General features: G+C 59.1%; 16 protein-coding genes. 8 read left to right on the forward strand and 8 right to left on the reverse strand.

Going from position 1 to position 16548, the window contains the following annotated elements; all coding sequences use genetic code 11:
- Nucleotides 1-236: 236 nt before the first annotated feature.
- Entirely contained in the window at nucleotides 237-416 is a 180-nt protein-coding gene (locus AC3ZVB_RS28000; RefSeq protein WP_162439628.1) for a hypothetical protein, read from the reverse strand.
- An 87-nt stretch (nucleotides 417-503) separates the two neighbouring features.
- Entirely contained in the window at nucleotides 504-1352 is an 849-nt protein-coding gene (purU, locus tag AC3ZVB_RS28005; RefSeq protein ID WP_162439629.1) for a formyltetrahydrofolate deformylase, read from the reverse strand.
- A 337-nt stretch (nucleotides 1353-1689) separates the two neighbouring features.
- On the opposite strand from purU, the gene mvaT reads away from it, so the two are divergent.
- Nucleotides 1690-2067, forward strand: a complete 378-nt coding sequence (mvaT, locus tag AC3ZVB_RS28010) for a histone-like nucleoid-structuring protein MvaT (RefSeq protein WP_007933316.1) — start codon at nucleotides 1690-1692, stop codon at nucleotides 2065-2067.
- 98 nt (nucleotides 2068-2165) lie between these two features.
- Here mvaT and sbcB read toward each other — a convergent pair whose 3' ends face one another.
- On the reverse strand, nucleotides 2166-3596 hold the full coding sequence (gene sbcB / locus AC3ZVB_RS28015) for an exodeoxyribonuclease I (protein WP_490148363.1): 1431 nt from the start codon (nucleotides 3594-3596) through the stop codon (nucleotides 2166-2168).
- Between the two features lie 183 nt (nucleotides 3597-3779).
- Here sbcB and AC3ZVB_RS28020 point away from each other — a divergent pair, with 183 nt between their 5' ends.
- From AC3ZVB_RS28020 to AC3ZVB_RS28045, 6 genes are read left to right on the forward strand one after another with little or no spacing between them, the layout of a single operon-like run.
- Entirely contained in the window at nucleotides 3780-4505 is a 726-nt protein-coding gene (locus tag AC3ZVB_RS28020; protein WP_490148364.1) for an RDD family protein, read from the forward strand.
- Nucleotides 4502-5479 carry a stage II sporulation protein M gene (locus AC3ZVB_RS28025; protein WP_490148365.1) on the forward strand — a complete coding sequence of 326 codons (978 nt, stop codon included), beginning with the start codon at nucleotides 4502-4504 and terminating at the stop codon, nucleotides 5477-5479. Before AC3ZVB_RS28020 ends, AC3ZVB_RS28025 begins: the two co-directional genes overlap by 4 nt.
- Nucleotides 5466-7010: a DUF4129 domain-containing protein gene (locus AC3ZVB_RS28030; RefSeq protein ID WP_490148366.1), complete on the forward strand. Its 1545-nt coding sequence runs from the start codon at nucleotides 5466-5468 to the stop codon at nucleotides 7008-7010. Before AC3ZVB_RS28025 ends, AC3ZVB_RS28030 begins: the two co-directional genes overlap by 14 nt.
- A gap of 14 nt (nucleotides 7011-7024) precedes the next feature.
- Entirely contained in the window at nucleotides 7025-8170 is a 1146-nt protein-coding gene (locus tag AC3ZVB_RS28035) for a DUF4350 domain-containing protein (RefSeq protein WP_490148367.1), read from the forward strand.
- Nucleotides 8167-9168 (forward strand): AAA family ATPase, encoded by a 1002-nt coding sequence (locus tag AC3ZVB_RS28040; protein WP_490148368.1) that lies wholly within the window; start codon nucleotides 8167-8169, stop codon nucleotides 9166-9168. Before AC3ZVB_RS28035 ends, AC3ZVB_RS28040 begins: the two co-directional genes overlap by 4 nt.
- Nucleotides 9169-9217: 49 nt before the next feature.
- On the forward strand, nucleotides 9218-10549 hold the full coding sequence (locus AC3ZVB_RS28045) for a DUF58 domain-containing protein (protein WP_490148369.1): 1332 nt from the start codon (nucleotides 9218-9220) through the stop codon (nucleotides 10547-10549).
- Between the two features lie 90 nt (nucleotides 10550-10639).
- On the opposite strand, the gene AC3ZVB_RS28050 is transcribed toward AC3ZVB_RS28045, so the two are convergent.
- Both AC3ZVB_RS28050 and AC3ZVB_RS28055 read right to left on the reverse strand, forming a co-directional pair.
- Nucleotides 10640-10999 (reverse strand): PilZ domain-containing protein, encoded by a 360-nt coding sequence (locus AC3ZVB_RS28050; RefSeq protein WP_162439636.1) that lies wholly within the window; start codon nucleotides 10997-10999, stop codon nucleotides 10640-10642.
- 232 nt (nucleotides 11000-11231) lie between these two features.
- Nucleotides 11232-11606: a tetratricopeptide repeat protein gene (locus AC3ZVB_RS28055; protein WP_162439637.1), complete on the reverse strand. Its 375-nt coding sequence runs from the start codon at nucleotides 11604-11606 to the stop codon at nucleotides 11232-11234.
- Nucleotides 11607-11779: 173 nt separating this feature from the next.
- On the opposite strand from AC3ZVB_RS28055, the gene pyk reads away from it, so the two are divergent.
- Nucleotides 11780-13231 carry a pyruvate kinase gene (gene pyk, locus AC3ZVB_RS28060; RefSeq protein WP_162439638.1) on the forward strand — a complete coding sequence of 484 codons (1452 nt, stop codon included), beginning with the start codon at nucleotides 11780-11782 and terminating at the stop codon, nucleotides 13229-13231.
- A 102-nt stretch (nucleotides 13232-13333) separates the two neighbouring features.
- Here pyk and AC3ZVB_RS28065 read toward each other — a convergent pair whose 3' ends face one another.
- The 3 genes from AC3ZVB_RS28065 to AC3ZVB_RS28075 all read right to left on the reverse strand — a co-directional run bounded on the left by AC3ZVB_RS28065 (nucleotide 13334) and on the right by AC3ZVB_RS28075 (nucleotide 16275).
- Nucleotides 13334-14083 (reverse strand): enoyl-CoA hydratase, encoded by a 750-nt coding sequence (locus tag AC3ZVB_RS28065; RefSeq protein ID WP_490148370.1) that lies wholly within the window; start codon nucleotides 14081-14083, stop codon nucleotides 13334-13336.
- 157 nt (nucleotides 14084-14240) lie between these two features.
- Nucleotides 14241-15176, reverse strand: coding sequence for an iron-sulfur-binding ferredoxin reductase (locus AC3ZVB_RS28070; protein ID WP_490148371.1), 936 nt, complete (start codon nucleotides 15174-15176; stop codon nucleotides 14241-14243).
- Nucleotides 15169-16275: a GGDEF domain-containing protein gene (locus AC3ZVB_RS28075; protein ID WP_490148372.1), complete on the reverse strand. Its 1107-nt coding sequence runs from the start codon at nucleotides 16273-16275 to the stop codon at nucleotides 15169-15171. Before AC3ZVB_RS28075 ends, AC3ZVB_RS28070 begins: the two co-directional genes overlap by 8 nt.
- Between the last annotated feature and the right edge of the window lie 273 nt (nucleotides 16276-16548).

Genomic DNA, 16548 nt, shown 5'->3' on the forward strand with positions numbered 1-16548 from the left:
CGTTTGGTTACTTGGCGCTCTTCCAAGTGACTCGCCGTAAGGGCGAAACCAATAGAAGCCGTGACCGCAGGAATGGATATGTACACCAGCAAGAGCCTCACCGCCAATCAGGCCGCCATCGCCGGCAAGCCAGCTCCCACAGTTTGATCCGGATACATCCGAAGAAAAGGGTCGACTGCCAGGACGCCATCGCTAGCAAGCCAACCCTACAGTTGATCCGGGTACATGATCGACTATCAGGCATCCCCCTCAGGCAACCGCTCAGGCTTCGGATGCAACGCGTCCCACAACTGCGCCGCCCCAGGAAACTCCGTACCATCCTCCGCGCTCAACTCTTCAGGATCATAACGACTCAAGCACCCCTCCCCCAACGTAGCGGGCGCTTTGGAAGTTGCTTTATCAAGTGGATCGGCCATCAACAAATCCTCAAGTCAGAAACGGCAAAGGGCCTGAAGCGATTGAACGCCCAGGCCCTTTGAATTTCAACCGGTATCGGGTAGCTGTCAGAACACCACAGTCTTGTTACCGTGAACCAACACGCGGTCTTCCAAGTGATAACGCAGGCCACGGGCCAACACCATCTTCTCGACATCACGCCCGAAACGCACCATGTCTTCAATGCTGTCGCTGTGGCTGACGCGAACCACGTCCTGTTCGATGATAGGACCGGCGTCCAGCTCTTCGGTCACATAATGACAGGTAGCGCCAATCAACTTCACGCCGCGCATGGACGCCTGGTGATACGGTTTGGCCCCGACGAACGACGGCAGGAAGCTGTGGTGAATGTTAATGACCTTGTGCGCGTACTCGCTGCACAACTCCGGCGGCAGGATTTGCATGTAACGGGCAAGTACCACCACTTCAGCATCGTGCTGTTTGACCAGGCGCGAGACCTCGGCGAATGCCGGTTCCTTATCCTGCGGATTGACCGGTACGTGGTAGTAAGGAATACCGTGCCACTCGACCATGCTGCGCAAGTCGTCGTGATTGGAAATCACGCAGGAGATTTCGCAGTCCAGTTCATCACTGTGCCAGCGGTGCAGCAAGTCGGCCAGGCAGTGGGATTCACGGCTGGCCATCAAGACAACGCGCTTCTTCTGCGCGGTATCGGTAACGCGCCAGTTCATCGAGAACTCTTCGGCAATCGGCGCAAACGCTTCGCGAAAGGCTTCGATACCGAAGGGCAGCGAGTCGGCACGAATTTCGTGACGCATGAAGAACCAGCCACTGAGATTGTCCGAGTGATGGCTCGCTTCAGTGATCCAGCCGTTATGTGACGCCAGAAAGTTACTGACTTTAGCAACGATGCCGACGCGGTCCGGGCAAGCAATCACCAGCCGAAAAGTGCGCATGAGGGGGAAACTCCAGAACTTCGCAAAGGCCGCCATTCTAGCGATTACGCAGCAAAACTGCAGTATTGATGATGCCTTGCCTTGCGCGCGGCAGCTAAAAGAGGCTCCGTTCACATAGCCGACCCGCGCGATGGTGCTCTTGTGGCGGTGATTCAAGAGTCAATTGTGAATATTCGTTAAGCACGATTCACTAATAATTAACTGCGAACGGGGTTAATGCCCTGTTCGCCGTAAGTGAATTAAATAAAACGACGGTTAAATGTTTACTTGATGAAACACCCTGACTATTATTGGCCACTGTCACCTGCTATCCAGCGCCCAACATAAGGTAGTCACCATGTCCTTGATCAACGAATATCGCGCCACCGAAGAAGCTATCAAAGAGCTGCAAGCCCGTTTGAAGAACCTGTCCCAAGACGACAAACTGCAAACCGAGCTGGAATTCGAAGGCAAACTGCGCACCTTGATGGGCGAATACTCCAAGTCCCTGCGCGATATCATTGCGCTGCTGGACCCAGAGTCCAAAACCAAAGCACCACGTGGCGGCGCAGTAAAAACTACTGGCACCAAGCGCGCTCGCAAAGTTAAACAATACAAAAACCCGCACAACGGCGAAGTCATCGAAACCAAAGGTGGCAACCACAAGACTCTGAAAGAGTGGAAAGCCAAGTGGGGCGGTGACGTGGTTGAAGGTTGGGCAACTCTGCTGGGCTAAGCCCCAGGGCTGTCGCGGACTGATCTGCGATAGAAAAGAACGCCAGCTGACGCTGGCGTTTTTTTATGCCTGGCATTCAAGCCCGGGCATGTTCGTTTTCAAAGATTCAAACGAACGCGTAATGCCTGGACATATTTCTGCCATTCATCAAGCACCGCTCGCTGGGAAGATGTTGCAGTAAGCGTCAATTGGGCTGCGGCTTCTGCAAAAGAATCCAGCGTATTCGGCGCTCCCCACTCGGGTGCCGACAAACGTTGCTGACAGAATAATTGCCAACGTTCCTGCTCTGGGCTACTCAAGGTATCGGGGAAGTTACGGGCGCGATATCGAAACAATAATTCAGGCAAGCGTTCATCATCGAACGGCCACTGTTGTTGTGCTAATTGCGCCGGGTCTGCCACCCGGACTTGCTCACATAGACGACGATCCCGATCACCGATAAAACCATCGTATAACTGTTGCTCAGGATCCTCGCTCTGGGCGAAGTCCTCGCGGGCATAGATGGCCTGAACTTTATCTTTCCAAACATTTTGTGCGTCACTTAGCCGCAGCGCACGTGCCTGATAAAGCGCCATATCCAGCCCAAGCCGTTGCTGATCTTGTTCACGCAGAACCGCCAACGGTGCAACCACCGGACATTTATTGATGTGAATAAGCTTGAGAGGCACCGGCAACTCGCCGTCGAGCAGGTCATCTCGTCGGGTGTACAGCCGCTGGCGCAAAGACTCGGCGTCCAGGTCGAGCAGACCCTCAGGGTCCAGGTGCAAATCGCAGACAATCAAGGCGTTTTTGTTGCGCGGGTGCCAGGCCAGCGGCAACACCACCCCGACATAATGACGCGCCGCCGAAAAGCGACCCGAAATGTGCACCATCGGCTGCAACAGCCGGATCTGATCCATCACTTTCTGCTTGCTGCGCAACTGGAACAACCAGTCATAGAGCTTCGGCTGCTTTTCCCTTATCAGGCGAGCCAGAGCGATGGTGGCCCGAACGTCCGACAGCGCTTCGTGGGCATGGCCATGGTCAATGCCATTGGCGGCGCTCAGGCGTTCAAGCTTGAGCGTCACCCGCCCCTCTTCGTCCGTCGGCCATTCCAGGCCATCCGGACGCAAGGCATAGGCGGCGCGCACGACATCGATCAGGTCCCAGCGACTGTTACCGCTCTGCCACTCGCGCGCATAAGGGTCAAAAAAATTTCGGTACAAGCTGTAGCGGGTCATCTCATCGTCGAAACGCAAGGTGTTGTACCCGGCGCCACAGGTGCCCGGCGCTGCCAGTTGGGCATGCACGCGGGTCATGAAATCGGCCTCGCTCAACCCCTTTTCGGCCAGGCAGCCCGGTGTGATGCCTGTGATTGCACAGGCCGCAGGATGGGGCAGGATGTCTTCGCTGGGTTGGCAGTAAAGATTGACCGGCTCGTCAATCTCATTCAAATCGAAGTCGGTACGAATACCCGCAACTTGCAGCGGACGGTCGCAGCGAGGGTTGATGCCAGTGGTTTCATAGTCGTACCAGAAGATGGAGGTCACGGGCTATTCCTGAACTGAAGATCGGCAAAGTCTAGGCGTTCACCTCCCGCCCCGGCCAGCATTCTTGTGATTCAGTCATCTCGCGTTACTTACGGCGCGTTACATAGTGATGTCGTTCCCCCCCGAGAGACTGCTAGCATCGGACGCACATCGAATCCCGAACAGGCCACACCAAGGTTGCCCATGCTCGAGACCACAGCACTGCCAAGGAAAGCGACGCTGTCCCCGCCACTGGATACGCGGCACCAGGTCGAAACGCCGGAAGGCATCGACTTGCCCTTGCGTCCGGCCGGGCTAATGGTGCGAGCGGTGGCGTTCTCCATCGATCTGGCGCTGCGCGGGCTGATTCTGGGCTTGCTGTTTATCGTGTTGGCATTCCTGGGAAAGCTGGGCGCCGGGCTGGGTTCCATCCTGCTTTTTATCGTGAGTTGGTGGTACATGGTCCTGTTTGAAGTACTCAATCAAGGCCGTTCACCGGGCAAGCAATGCATGGGCCTGCGGGTAGTCCAAGACGATGGCACACCCATCGGCTGGTCCGCATCCTTGCTGCGCAACCTGCTGCGATTCGTCGATATGCTGCCGTTCGGGTACTTCCTCGGCGCCATCAGTTGCCTGCAACACCCCACCTTCAAACGCCTCGGTGATCTCGCCGCCGGCTCCCTTGTGATTTACCGCGAACACCCCCTCACTCGACCACAACTGCCCGACGTCGAACCTCGTCGACCCGCCGTGCCACTGACGTTGGTCGAGCAACGCGCCATTCTTGGATTTGCCGAACGCCAACGTGAGCTTTCCGAGGCGCGGATCAATGAACTCGCGTCCATCCTGGCGCAGCCGTTACACCTTCCCGCGTCAGGGTCCGTGGTCGAGCTCAACGCAATCGCCCGCGGCTTGTTGGGCCCCGCATGAAGCAAAGTCTTTTCGAGAGCCGGCACAAAGCCGAATGGGAGCGATTTTCGCTGACGCTTGATGCCTTGGAACGGGGTAGAAAAACGTCACGAACCGGTAGTTTTCCGGGCGATTACCGGCGCCTTTGCTGCCAACTCGCCTTGGCTCAGGAACGCGGCTACAGCAGTTTCCTGATCGACTCGCTGCAGCAACAAGTCCTGCGTGGTCATCAACAGCTTTATCGACATCGCAGCCAACTCGGCGCCAATGCACTGGCGTTCATTCTGGCGGACTTCCCCCGTCTGGTGCGCGCGCAATGGCGCTTTGTCCTGGCGGCCAGCCTGCTTTTCTTTGGCAGCCTGATCGGCTTCGCGCTGTTGGTTTACCTGTTCCCGGACCTGGTCTACAACCTGATTCCGGTCGAGCAGGTCAGTCAGATGCAAAGCATGTACGACCCCGATGGCGGTCACTTGGGTCGTTCAGCGGAACGAGCCGCCAGCGAAGACTGGGTCATGTTCGGTTACTACATCATGCACAACATCGGCATTGCCTTTCAGACCTTCGCCAGTGGTGTGCTGTTTGGCTTGGGCAGCGCGTTTTTCCTGGTTTACAACGGCTTGATGATTGGCGCGGTAGCCGGGCATCTCACGCAGATCGGCTATGGGCAAACCTTCTGGTCATTCGTGATCGGTCATGGCGCTTTCGAACTCACCGCCATCGCCCTGGCCGGGGCCGCAGGCCTGCAACTGGGTTGGGCGCTGATCGCACCGGGTCGTCTGCCTCGCGTCGAAGCCTTGCGATTGGCGGCGCGCAAAAGCGTACTGCTGATTTGCGGGGTCATGTTGTTTCTGCTGATTGCCGCCTTTATCGAAGCGTACTGGTCGTCCATGACCGCACCCGCGCCCACCACCAAATACCTGGTCGGTGCACTGCTCTGGATGTCGGTGGCGCTGTATTTGCTGTTTGCCGGACGGACCCGCCATGCGCCTGAGTGATGCCAGCGTTGTTATCCGTCCCCGCAACCACTGGGAAGCCATGGACCTTGGCGTACTTCTCAGCCAGCGCCACCGACGCCTGTTGATGACCAGTTGGGCGATCGTGACCTTGCCGATCTTCGCGCTGCTGAGTTGGGCGTTGTGGGATTCGCCATCGCTCGCCGTGTTCATCTTCTGGTGGCTGAAACCGGCGTTCGAACGCCTGCCGCTGTACATCCTCTCCAAAGCCATGTTCGGTGAAACACCCACCGTGAAACAGGCACTGCGCCAATGGCCGCGCCTGCTCAAACCCCAACTGCTGGCCAGCCTGACCTGGCGACGCCTGAGCTTGAGTCGCAGCTTTCTCATGCCTGTGGTGCAACTCGAAGGCCTGAGCGGTCAGGCGCGGCAACAGCGTTTGCAAGTGCTGTTGCAGCGCAATGCAGGCGCCGCCCGGTGGCTGACGATCATCGGCGTGCACCTGGAAAGCGCGCTTTGGATCGGTCTGATGGTGCTGTTCTACCTGCTACTGCCGCAACAAACCGAACTCGACTGGAGCTGGCAAACCTTGATCACCGCCACGCAGCAGGACTGGCGGTGGCTGGAACACCTGACGAATGTCTTTTACGTCCTGGTGCTGGTGGTGTGGGAACCGATTTATGTCGCCTGCGGTTTCAGCCTTTACCTGAACCGGCGCACGGTGCTGGAAGCCTGGGATATCGAATTGGTGTTCCGTCGATTGCGCCAGCGTCTGGCGAGCACCGCGGGGGTCCTGCTCATGGCGGCGCTTCTGTGGGTTCCCGTCACGCAATCCACGTGGGCAGCTGAGCCGGTCATATCACCTGACACCCCGCGCCTGCTGGAGCAACCGCTCACCAGCCAGGCGTCTCGGGACAGCATCAAGGCGCTTCTTGATCAACCACCGTTCAAAAACAAGGAGAGCGTCACCCGTTATCGGTTCGGCGAAGAAAACCCGGCCGCCGAAAAAGCTGACGATGACAAGCTACCGGCATGGCTGAGGGCACTTCTCAAGTTGCTGGATGCTCAACGCTTCGGCGCCATCGCCACGCTGATTGAAGTCGTATTGTGGGGGGCAGTGATCGGTGCAGTGGTGCTGGTCATCTGGCGCTACCGCGACTGGCTGCGAACCTTCGTCAGCCGGCGGCCGAGTAGCACGAACAAAATCGACCGCCCTTTGCCACAACAAGCATTTGGCCTCGACCTCACTCGGGAAACGCTGCCCGCCGATATCGCCGCCAGTGCTGAAAGCCTTTGGCAGAGTCACCCTCGAGAAGCGCTCGGCTTGCTCTACCGCGCACTGCTCAGCCATTTGCTGCATGACTACAACATGGCGCTGAAACCCGCCGACACCGAAGGCCAGGTACTCGAGCGCATCGAACGCCTGCAACAACCGGCTCTGCTGGCGTTCAGCAGAAATCTGACCGGACACTGGCAAAACATGGCCTACGGACATCGCCTGCCGCCAGGGCCTGCACAACAGGAACTCTGTGACGGCTGGCGAGAATTATTCGGTCCGGGAGCCTCGCGTTGAAACGGGCCAGGTTGATGACGATCGGTGGGCTCATTGCGGTGCTGGTGACTGCGCTCGGTGTCTATCTGTACCTCAAGGCAACGCCCTATCAGACCGAGATTGATCACGGCCCCGCTCCCGAAGCCCAGGCAAATCCGTACCTGGCTGCCGAGTACTTTTTGCGTAAACAAGGTCTGACCGTTGGCCACGCCAACAGCCTCGACGTACTGCCTACGCTCGATCCGCGCCAGCACAGTCTGTTGCTGTTCGGAGACCGCTACAACATGACCCCACGGCAGATCGACCAGGTGATGAACTGGACACGGGCCGGAGGTCGACTGCTGTTTGTCGCTCAATCGTTATGGGATGACAAAACCGGTCAAAGCAATGACCTGTTGCTCGACCGGGTTCAGGTGCACCAGTCCCTGAGCAAAGACCTCAAGGATCCACCGCCCGATCTCGACAACGACTCGTTTCCCAAGCTGACCAAGCTGTTTCTGGAAAACGAAGACGCACCGGCCTACGCAAGTTTCGACACGGCGTTTCACCTCGAAGACCCGAACAACCTCGCGCAGTCCTGGGCCAACAGCGCCAAGGCCACGCACATGATGCAGCTGAATCACGGGCTCGGCTCAATCATCGTGGTCACCGATGCCGATCTCTGGAAAACCCCGACCATCGGACAGTACGACAACGCCTGGCTCCTCTGGTACCTAACCGCTGACACAAGCGTGACCCTGATGTTCAACACCGATCACGACAGCCTGCTGACCTTGCTGCTGCGCTATTTCCCTCAGGCATTGGTGGCCCTTGTGGCACTGATCGGCCTGGGCTTTTGGCACGTCGGCATGCGCAGCGGTCCCTTGCTTGCCCCCGCACCGAAAGCCCGCCGACAACTTCAGGAACACCTGCGTGCCAGTGCCGATTTCATGCTGCGCCGCAAGGGTCAGCCCCACCTGCTGCAAGCCCTGCAGCAAGACATCCTGCGGCGTGTCCGCCGCCGTCATCCAGGTTTTGATCAACTCGGCGTTGCCGAGCAATGGCTGGTGCTTTCACGCCTGACCGGCCAACCCACACGCGCTATCAGCCAGGCCATGAGCCCGCGACCGAAGCAACGGCTCAACAACGCCGACTTCAGCCGCCAGGTTGCCCACCTGCAAACCTTGAGGAACGCCTTATGAGTGAACAGACCGAGCCCGGCTCACCCTCCCACGCCGCCCAGCAACGCCAGCGTGCCAGTCAATTGGCCCAGGCGGTTCGCGTCGAATTGCAAAAAGCCGTGATTGGCCAGAACACTGTCATCGACGACGTGCTGACCGCACTGATCGCCGGCGGGCACGTGTTGCTCGAAGGTGTCCCGGGATTGGGCAAGACCCTGCTGGTCCGCGCCCTCGCCCGCTGTTTTGGCGGCGAGTTCGCGCGCATTCAGTTCACCCCGGACCTGATGCCCAGCGACGTCACCGGGCACGCGGTGTACGACTTGCAGACCGAGCAATTCAAACTGCGCAAGGGCCCGTTGTTTACCAACCTGTTGCTGGCCGATGAGATCAACCGCGCCCCGGCGAAAACCCAGGCGGCGTTGCTCGAAGCCATGCAGGAGCGCCAGGTCACCCTCGAAGGTCGCGCCCTGCCTATCGCGCAACCCTTCATGGTGCTCGCCACCCAAAACCCCATCGAACAGGAAGGCACCTACCCGCTGCCCGAAGCCGAACTTGACCGTTTCATGCTCAAGGTCCGCATGGATTACCCCGACGCCGAGCAGGAGCTGGACATGGTCCGCCAGGTCAGCCGCTCCACGCGTGCCGACATGCTTGACGTACAACCGTTGCGCACGGTGTTGCAGGCCAAGGATGTGCTGGCCTTGCAACGCATCGCCAGCGACCTGCCTCTGGACGATCAGGTACTCGATTACGCAGTCCGTCTGGCCCGTACAACCCGTAGCTGGCCAGGTCTGATTCTCGGTGCGGGACCACGGGCATCCATTGCCCTTGTACGTTGCGCCCGGGCGCGCGCCCTGCTGCGCGGTGGCGAATTCGTGATTCCGGACGACATCAAAGGCTGTGCACTGGCCGTCTTGCGCCATCGCGTGCGCATCGCACCGGAGCTGGATATTGAAGGGCTTGAGGTCGATCACGTACTCAGGCAACTGCTCGATCAAGTCCCGGCACCGCGGCTGTGATCATGCGCAAACATTCTATGGTGAGGGAGCCTGCTCCCGCGGGGCGGCAATGAAACCCTCGCGCCTGCTGCTGACCTGGCTCGCTACGCTGCTGGCCATCGGTATCCTGCTGGGCGCGTTGCGGGCGCTGGGTATCACGCTGCCCTCGAGCCTTTCATCGATCAACTGGGGCTTGCTGCTGGCGTTGCTGACCTTGGCAATACTCGATGCCATCCGTCTCAGGCGCCTGCCTTCACCGCGCATACGCCGACAAATGCCTGGCACCCTGGCGCTTGGTCGCTGGAGCGAAGTGCGGCTGGAGGTCGAGCACGATCTTTTACAACCGACGAATGCCCAGGTCTTTGACCATGTACCCGAAGGCCTGGGCATCGAAAACCTGCCCCTGACATTCGAACTTCAGCCAGGCCAGATCAGCCAGATCGGTTACCGCGTACGCCCGTTAAAACGGGGTCACTTTACCTTCGAACACTGTGAAGTCAGCCTGCCAAGCCCATTGGGCCTGTGGTCGGAAAAGCGCCTGCTAAGCGTCAGCGACACCACCCGTGTGTACCCCGACTTCGCCCGTTTCTACGGCGGACAATTGTTGGCGGTGGATAACTGGCTTAATCAATTGGGGGTACGGCAGCGACAACGTCGCGGCCTGGGCCTGGAGTTTCATCAGCTGCGCGAATTCAGGGAAGGCGACAGCCTGCGTCAGATCGACTGGAAAGCCACCGCCCGCCAGCGCACGCCGATTGCCCGGGAATATCAGGACGAGCGCGATCAACAGATCGTGTTCATGCTCGATTGCGGTCGGCGCATGCGCAGCCAGGACAGCGAACTTGCGCATTTCGATCACGCGCTCAATGCCTGCCTGCTGCTCAGCTACATCGCCCTGCGTCAGGGCGACGCGGTGGGGCTGAGTACGTTTGCCAGCGATCCACCGCGCTACCTCGCACCGGCCAAAGGTAGCGCCCAGCTCAATGTGCTACTCAACACCGTCTACGATCTGGACACCACTCAGCGGCCAGCGGATTACCAGGCGGCCGTCAGCCAGTTGCTCGCCCGCCAAAAGCGTCGAGGCCTGGTGGTGCTGGTCACCAATCTGCGCGATGAGGACGATGAAGAATTGATCAGTGCCGTGCAACGGTTGAGTAAACAGCATCAGGTACTGGTCGCGAGCTTGCGTGAAGAAGTCCTCGACACCACGCGACAGATGCCGGTGCAAACCCTGGGGGAGGCGTTGACCTATTGCGGGACGGTGGATTATTTGAACGCTCGCGCAGCACTTCAGGAGCGCTTGAGCGCCCACGGCATTCCCGTGATGGACGTGAGACCGGGTGAGTTGGGACCGGCTATGGTGACGCACTATTTGAACTGGAAGCGTGGTGGGGGCGCTTGAGATCAAAAGATCAAAAGATCGCAGCCTGCGGCAGCTCCTACGGGATCGGTAGTCACTCCGAAGTTCGCAGGGCGCGATCTTCAGCCTTTCTCAGGCCGACGCGGGCAATGGCTGGAAGCTGAAATATTGCCTTATTGCGCTGACCAGTTGCCCATATTCCGGCGGCGCCTGCTGAATGCTGAAACCGGCATCATAGTGATGCGGTGTCGCATCTTCATGGCACCACAAACAACACGCCCGCACATCGATGACCTGGTAGACGCCATCGCCGGCAGGGATTTTCAGGCGCAGATCAAAATCCGCTCCGATCATCATCGGCAGTTGGCTGATAAGCATCAGCCCGTCTTCGGACACGTTACCCAAAAAGCCGATTGGCTTGTCAGTGACGCTGTTGAACACTTTTAGAAAATACGGCAGTTGATGCCGCTTGATTCGGCGGTCAGTAAACATGCTGATTTCGCTACGCAAGGCCCTTAAGCAGGACCGCACTAATGCTTCGGAACGGACCTCTATACGTTAGAGGCACGCTCTCCCTGATCCTGGTGCGACAGTCCCTGAACCGCTGCCACTTACTTCTGCCGATCACAGGTATGACATCGACCCGGGGGCAATCCTCCAAAGCCGCATTATTGGACTATAGCTCACTACCGCTGGTCGGCCAGCCATCAAATGACAACTGCAATCAGAACTGCGTCGGGCGTACGACAGCGGCAGACCGCATCGGGTAATGCCCCAGGCTCTGCAAGGTTTCCAGCCGTGCGCGGGCACGGAAGGCGTACTCGCTTTGCGGGTAGGACGCGATGATGAACTGGTATGTCTGGGCGGCATCGATGAACATTTTCTGACGCTCAAGGCACTGCCCCCGCATCATCGACACCTCTGGCTGTACATAGCGCCGGGCGCGGCTGGCGCGGTCGACCTTGGACAGTTCGAGCATCACCTGCTCACAGTTGCCTCGGTCATAAGCACTGTAGGCGTTATTCAAATGATGGTTCATCGACCAACGGGTGCAGCCCGTGACACTGAGGGCCAGGGCGGCAATAAGCACGAATCGCATGAAGGTTCTCCTGTCTTGAGCTCTGTATCGACCCGTTGCCCGAAATCTTCAGGTTTGTTCGTTTAAAGATGCAATTGATAAAAAAACAAAAAAATAAGTAGTGCACTCGAACAATGACTACACCCACGGAGCATAGTAGCCTCTGCTCAGCGCTTGAACTCAGGAGTCTTTGCATGTCCGTCCGTCGTACCAAAATCGTCGCTACCCTTGGCCCGGCCAGTAACTCGCCGGAAGTTTTAGAACAGCTGATTCTGGCTGGCCTGGACGTCGCCCGCCTGAACTTCTCCCACGGCACTCCCGACGAGCACAAGGCTCGCGCGAAGCTGGTGCGTGACCTCGCTGCCAAGCACGGCCGCTTCGTTGCCCTGCTGGGTGACCTGCAAGGCCCGAAAATCCGTATCGCCAAATTCGCCAACAAGAAGATCGAGCTGAAGATCGGTGATCAATTCACCTTCTCCACCAGCCATCCGTTGACCGAAGGCAACCAGCAAGTGGTCGGCATCGACTACCCGGACCTGGTCAAGGACTGCGGTGTAGGCGACGAACTGCTGCTCGACGACGGTCGCGTGGTCATGCGCGTTGATACCGCCACTGCTACCGAACTGCACTGCACCGTGCTGATCGGCGGTCCGCTGTCGGATCACAAAGGCATCAATCGTCGCGGTGGTGGCCTGACGGCACCGGCCCTGACCGAGAAAGACAAGGCCGACATCAAGCTCGCTGCGGAAATGGAAGTGGATTACCTCGCAGTGTCCTTCCCGCGCGATGCCGCCGACATGGAATACGCCCGTCAACTGCGCGACGAAGCGGGCGGTACTGCCTGGCTGGTGGCGAAAATTGAACGCGCCGAAGCCGTGGCTGACGACGACACGCTGGATGCGCTGATCAAGGCTTCCGACGCTGTGATGGTTGCCCGTGGTGACCTCGGCGTGGAAATCGGCGACGCCGAGCTGGTGGGCATTCAGAAGAAGATCATTCTGCACGCTCGCCGCCACAACAAGGCGGTGATCGTGGCGACCCAGATGATGGAGTCGATGATCCAGAACCCGATGCCGACCCGTGCCGAAGTGTCCGACGTGGCCAACGCCGTGCTCGACTACACCGACGCCGTGATGCTCTCGGCTGAAAGTGCTGCCGGTCTGTACCCGCTGGAAGCCGTGCAAGCCATGGCGCGCATCTGCGTCGGTGCGGAAAAGCACCCGACCAGCAAGACCTCCAGCCACCGCATCGGCAAGGTCTTCGAAAGCTGCGACCAGTCCATCGCCCTGGCCGCGATGTACACCGCCAACCACTTCCCGGGCGTGAAGGCGATCATCGCCCTGACCGAAAGTGGCTACACGCCGTTGATCATGTCGCGTATCCGCTCTTCGGTGCCGATCTACGCGTTCTCCCCGCACCGCGAAACCCAGGCCCGCGCGGCCATGTTCCGTGGTGTCTACACCGTTCCGTTCGACCCGGCATCGTTGCCGCCTGAGCAAGTCAGCCAGGCCGCGATCGACGAGTTGCTCAAGCGTGGCGTAGTGGAGAAAGGCGATTGGGTCATCCTGACCAAGGGCGACAGCTACCACACCATTGGCGGCACCAACGGCATGAAGATCCTGCACGTTGGCGATCCGATGGTCTGAGTAATCGGTTGCTGAAAAACGAAAGCCCCGCCATGTGAATGGCGGGGCTTTTGCGTTTCTGATCCAAAAGAAGTGCAGGCTGATCGGGCCTCATCGTCGGATTCAATGCCGATTGATAAACCCCGACAACGCAGCCATCGCCTCCGGCGAACGCAGCCGCTGGGTAAACAGCGCCCCCTCTTCTTCTATCACCTTGCGCAACAACTCCCGGTCCGGGGCTTTCATCAGTTGCTTGCTGATGCGCACCGCTTCTGGCGGCAGTGACTCAAACCGCAACGCCATCTCTCGAGCCTTGGCTAACGCCGCCTCGCCGCTGTCCAGGGCTTCGTTCGCGATGCCCCACGCCGCCGCTTGCTCACCACTGAAACGCTCGCCCAGCAGCAATAATTCAGCCGCTTTCGCATGCCCCAGCAAACGCGGCAGGATCAGACTGGACCCAAACTCCGGGCACAACCCGAGATTGACGAATGGCATGCGCAAACGCGCATCCGCGCTGACATACACCAGGTCGCAATGCAGTAACAGTGTCGTACCAATCCCCACCGCCGCACCCGCCACGCCGGCAATCACCGGTTTGCGGCATTCAAGCAAATTGAGCATGAAGTGAAACACCGGACTGTCGAGATCGCTGGGTGGTTGTTGAATAAAGTCGGCGATATCGTTACCGGCGGTGAAGCACTCGTGGCTGCCAGTGAGCAGCACGGCGTAGATGTCGGGATCTTCATCAGCCTGTTTCAATGCTGCTGCCAACGCGCTGTACATGGCGCGGGTCAGGGCGTTTTTCTTGTCGGGGCGATTCAGACGCAGGGTCAAAAGCCCGCGTTCACGCTCAATCTGGATGGCTTCAGTCATGGCATGTCTCAGCGGTGCAGGCCGGTAAAGCTCTTGTGGCGAGCGAGCTTGCTCGCGCTTGAGTGCGCAGCGCTCACATGCTTTTGGGCCTGCTGCGCAGTCCAGCGGGAGTCAACTCCCTCGCCACAGAAACGTTCAAGCCAATAGGATTCAGCGTTCAACCACGAGGCAAAAAGACGTCAGCCAGCAGTTGATTGCGCGGCAGTCCCGCCAGGTAAAGCCGTTTGGCAAAGGCATCGACACTGTCGGGGGACCCGCAGAGTAAGGCTTGGGTTTGCCGCGAAACAAGGCGTAATTGCGCCAAAGCCGCTGGCAACTCGGCCGGCGTCCACAACTCGATACTGAGGTTCGGACGACCGTCGGCCATGGCCTGCAACGGTTTGGCCAGATAGTGTTCATCGGCGTCATGGGCCAGGTGAATAACGCGGATGGCGCCTTGATGATCCTGACGCAAAGCTTCTCGCAACACACCAAACAACGGCCCTAATCCGGTGCCGGCGGCCATCAGCCACAAAGGCCGGGTGTGCCAGTCAGCGTCGTAATGCAGTGCACCGCCGCGTAACTCGCCGAGCCGGATGACATCGCCAATCCTGAGCTGACGGGCGGCATCGCTGAACGCCCCCGGCTGGCGGCAATCGAGATGAAACTCCAGAAAGCGGTCCTCTTCCGGCAGGCTGGCGAGGGAATAGGGCCGTGCGACGTTACCTGCCCACAACACCAAGTGCTGCCCGGCGCTGTAGCGAAATGGCCGTTCGGCAACCAGACGCAGACGCAACACCTGAGCGCTCAACCAATCGACAGCCGCCACCTTCGCCGGGCGTCCGTCCTGCTGCGGATCGAAAGCGTGTACTTGCAAGTCCTCGACCACCTGGCACTGACAGGCCAGCCGCCAGCCTTCCCGGCGCTGTTCGGCGCTCAAGGCATCGGGCCGGCTGTCGCTTGGCAACCCTTGCAGGCATTGCACAAGGCACGCATGGCAACTGCCGGCACGGCAACTGTAAGGCACCGCCACGCCGTTGCTGTTCAGCGCATCGAGCAAATTACTGCCCGCCGCGACCGACCATTTCTGCTCGCCAACCCGCAGTTCAGGCATCGGCGTTCTCCCAGGCCGCCGCGCAACGATTACGACCATCACGTTTGGCGCGATAGAGCGCCTGATCGGCCCGGTGCAGGGCATCGTCGAGATCGTCATCCAGTTCCAGCAACGTCATGCCGGCCGACAAGCTTAGGTGACTGACATTGAGGCCAATCAACTCGACATCAGTGAACGCAATACGCAACCGTTCGCAGCAAGACGTCAGGCGCTCGGCGTTGCAGTCGGGCAACAACACCACGAACTCTTCACCGCCGTAACGGGCCAGCACGTCGCCTTCACGCAAGCACGCAGTGGCCACCGCAGCAAAGGCTTGCAGCACCTGATCGCCGGCAGCATGACCGTGGACATCGTTGATGCGCTTGAAGTGATCGAGATCGATCAGCGCCAGACCATGCACCACGCCGTCCTCCATCGAATTCAACTCGCGGGAAGCCAGTCGCAGGAAGTGCCGGCGATTGAACAGCCCGGTCAGCTCATCGGTGGCCACCAGGTCTTCAAGCTGGCGCATCATCCCGCGCAGCGTGTCCTGATGCGCCTGCAAGGCGAAACGGCGCTGGCGCATGCGTTGGCGCGAGTGCTGGACGTAGCTGGCGTAAAACACCAGCCAGACCAGAACAATAAACAGCACGCAAACCTGCAACGCTGCCAGCGCCGGGTCAGTCAGCTGGAAGTGATAGGCGTCCCACAGCGTGATCGCACTGAAACTGAAAAACACCAGCATCGCGCACCGTATAAAGGAACGTCGCGACAGGTGGAACAGGCCGAACAGCAGAATCAACACGTAAAAGACCAGGAACGCACCCCGAGCCTGGTCCAGATGGGCGATCAGCCAGGTTTGCCAACCCAGCCCCAGCAGTACTTGGGCTTCGGTCAGGCTGGGATCGGAAAAGCGCAGGTTGCAGCCGCTATAAAACACCCCGAACAGCACCACCTGGCTGGTGACGACCAAGGCACTGCCCACAACGACGCTGATTAACGATTCGGCGTAGTGCCCAGTAAAAAATGCCAGCCACAGCAACATCAAAGCCAGGGCATAGGTACCGGCGGCGAGGGCAAAGCGTTTGAGCAAAAGTCGTTGGATAGCGTTATGGGTCAATCGTTGACTCACCGTGCAAAAAAAACGCTGTTTGAGTGTCCTACTCTACAGTCCGGTTGCCACTTTAGTGTCGTGCCTGATAAATGACCATTCAATTCTCGGCGCGAAAAACTGGCGTCAAACCACTGACTCCAATCCCCCGCAAACACCCGCCCCTCTCGCAACTGGCGAAGCCTGTGCCCGGCTGCGAAGTGGCGAGGGGATTTAGCGAAACGTCGCACCGCCCCGTTGGGTCGCGCAGCGGCCCCAAAACTTCACGCCTGCTGTGCAGCC

The organism is Pseudomonas sp. MDV22-iso1, assembly GCF_058145095.1.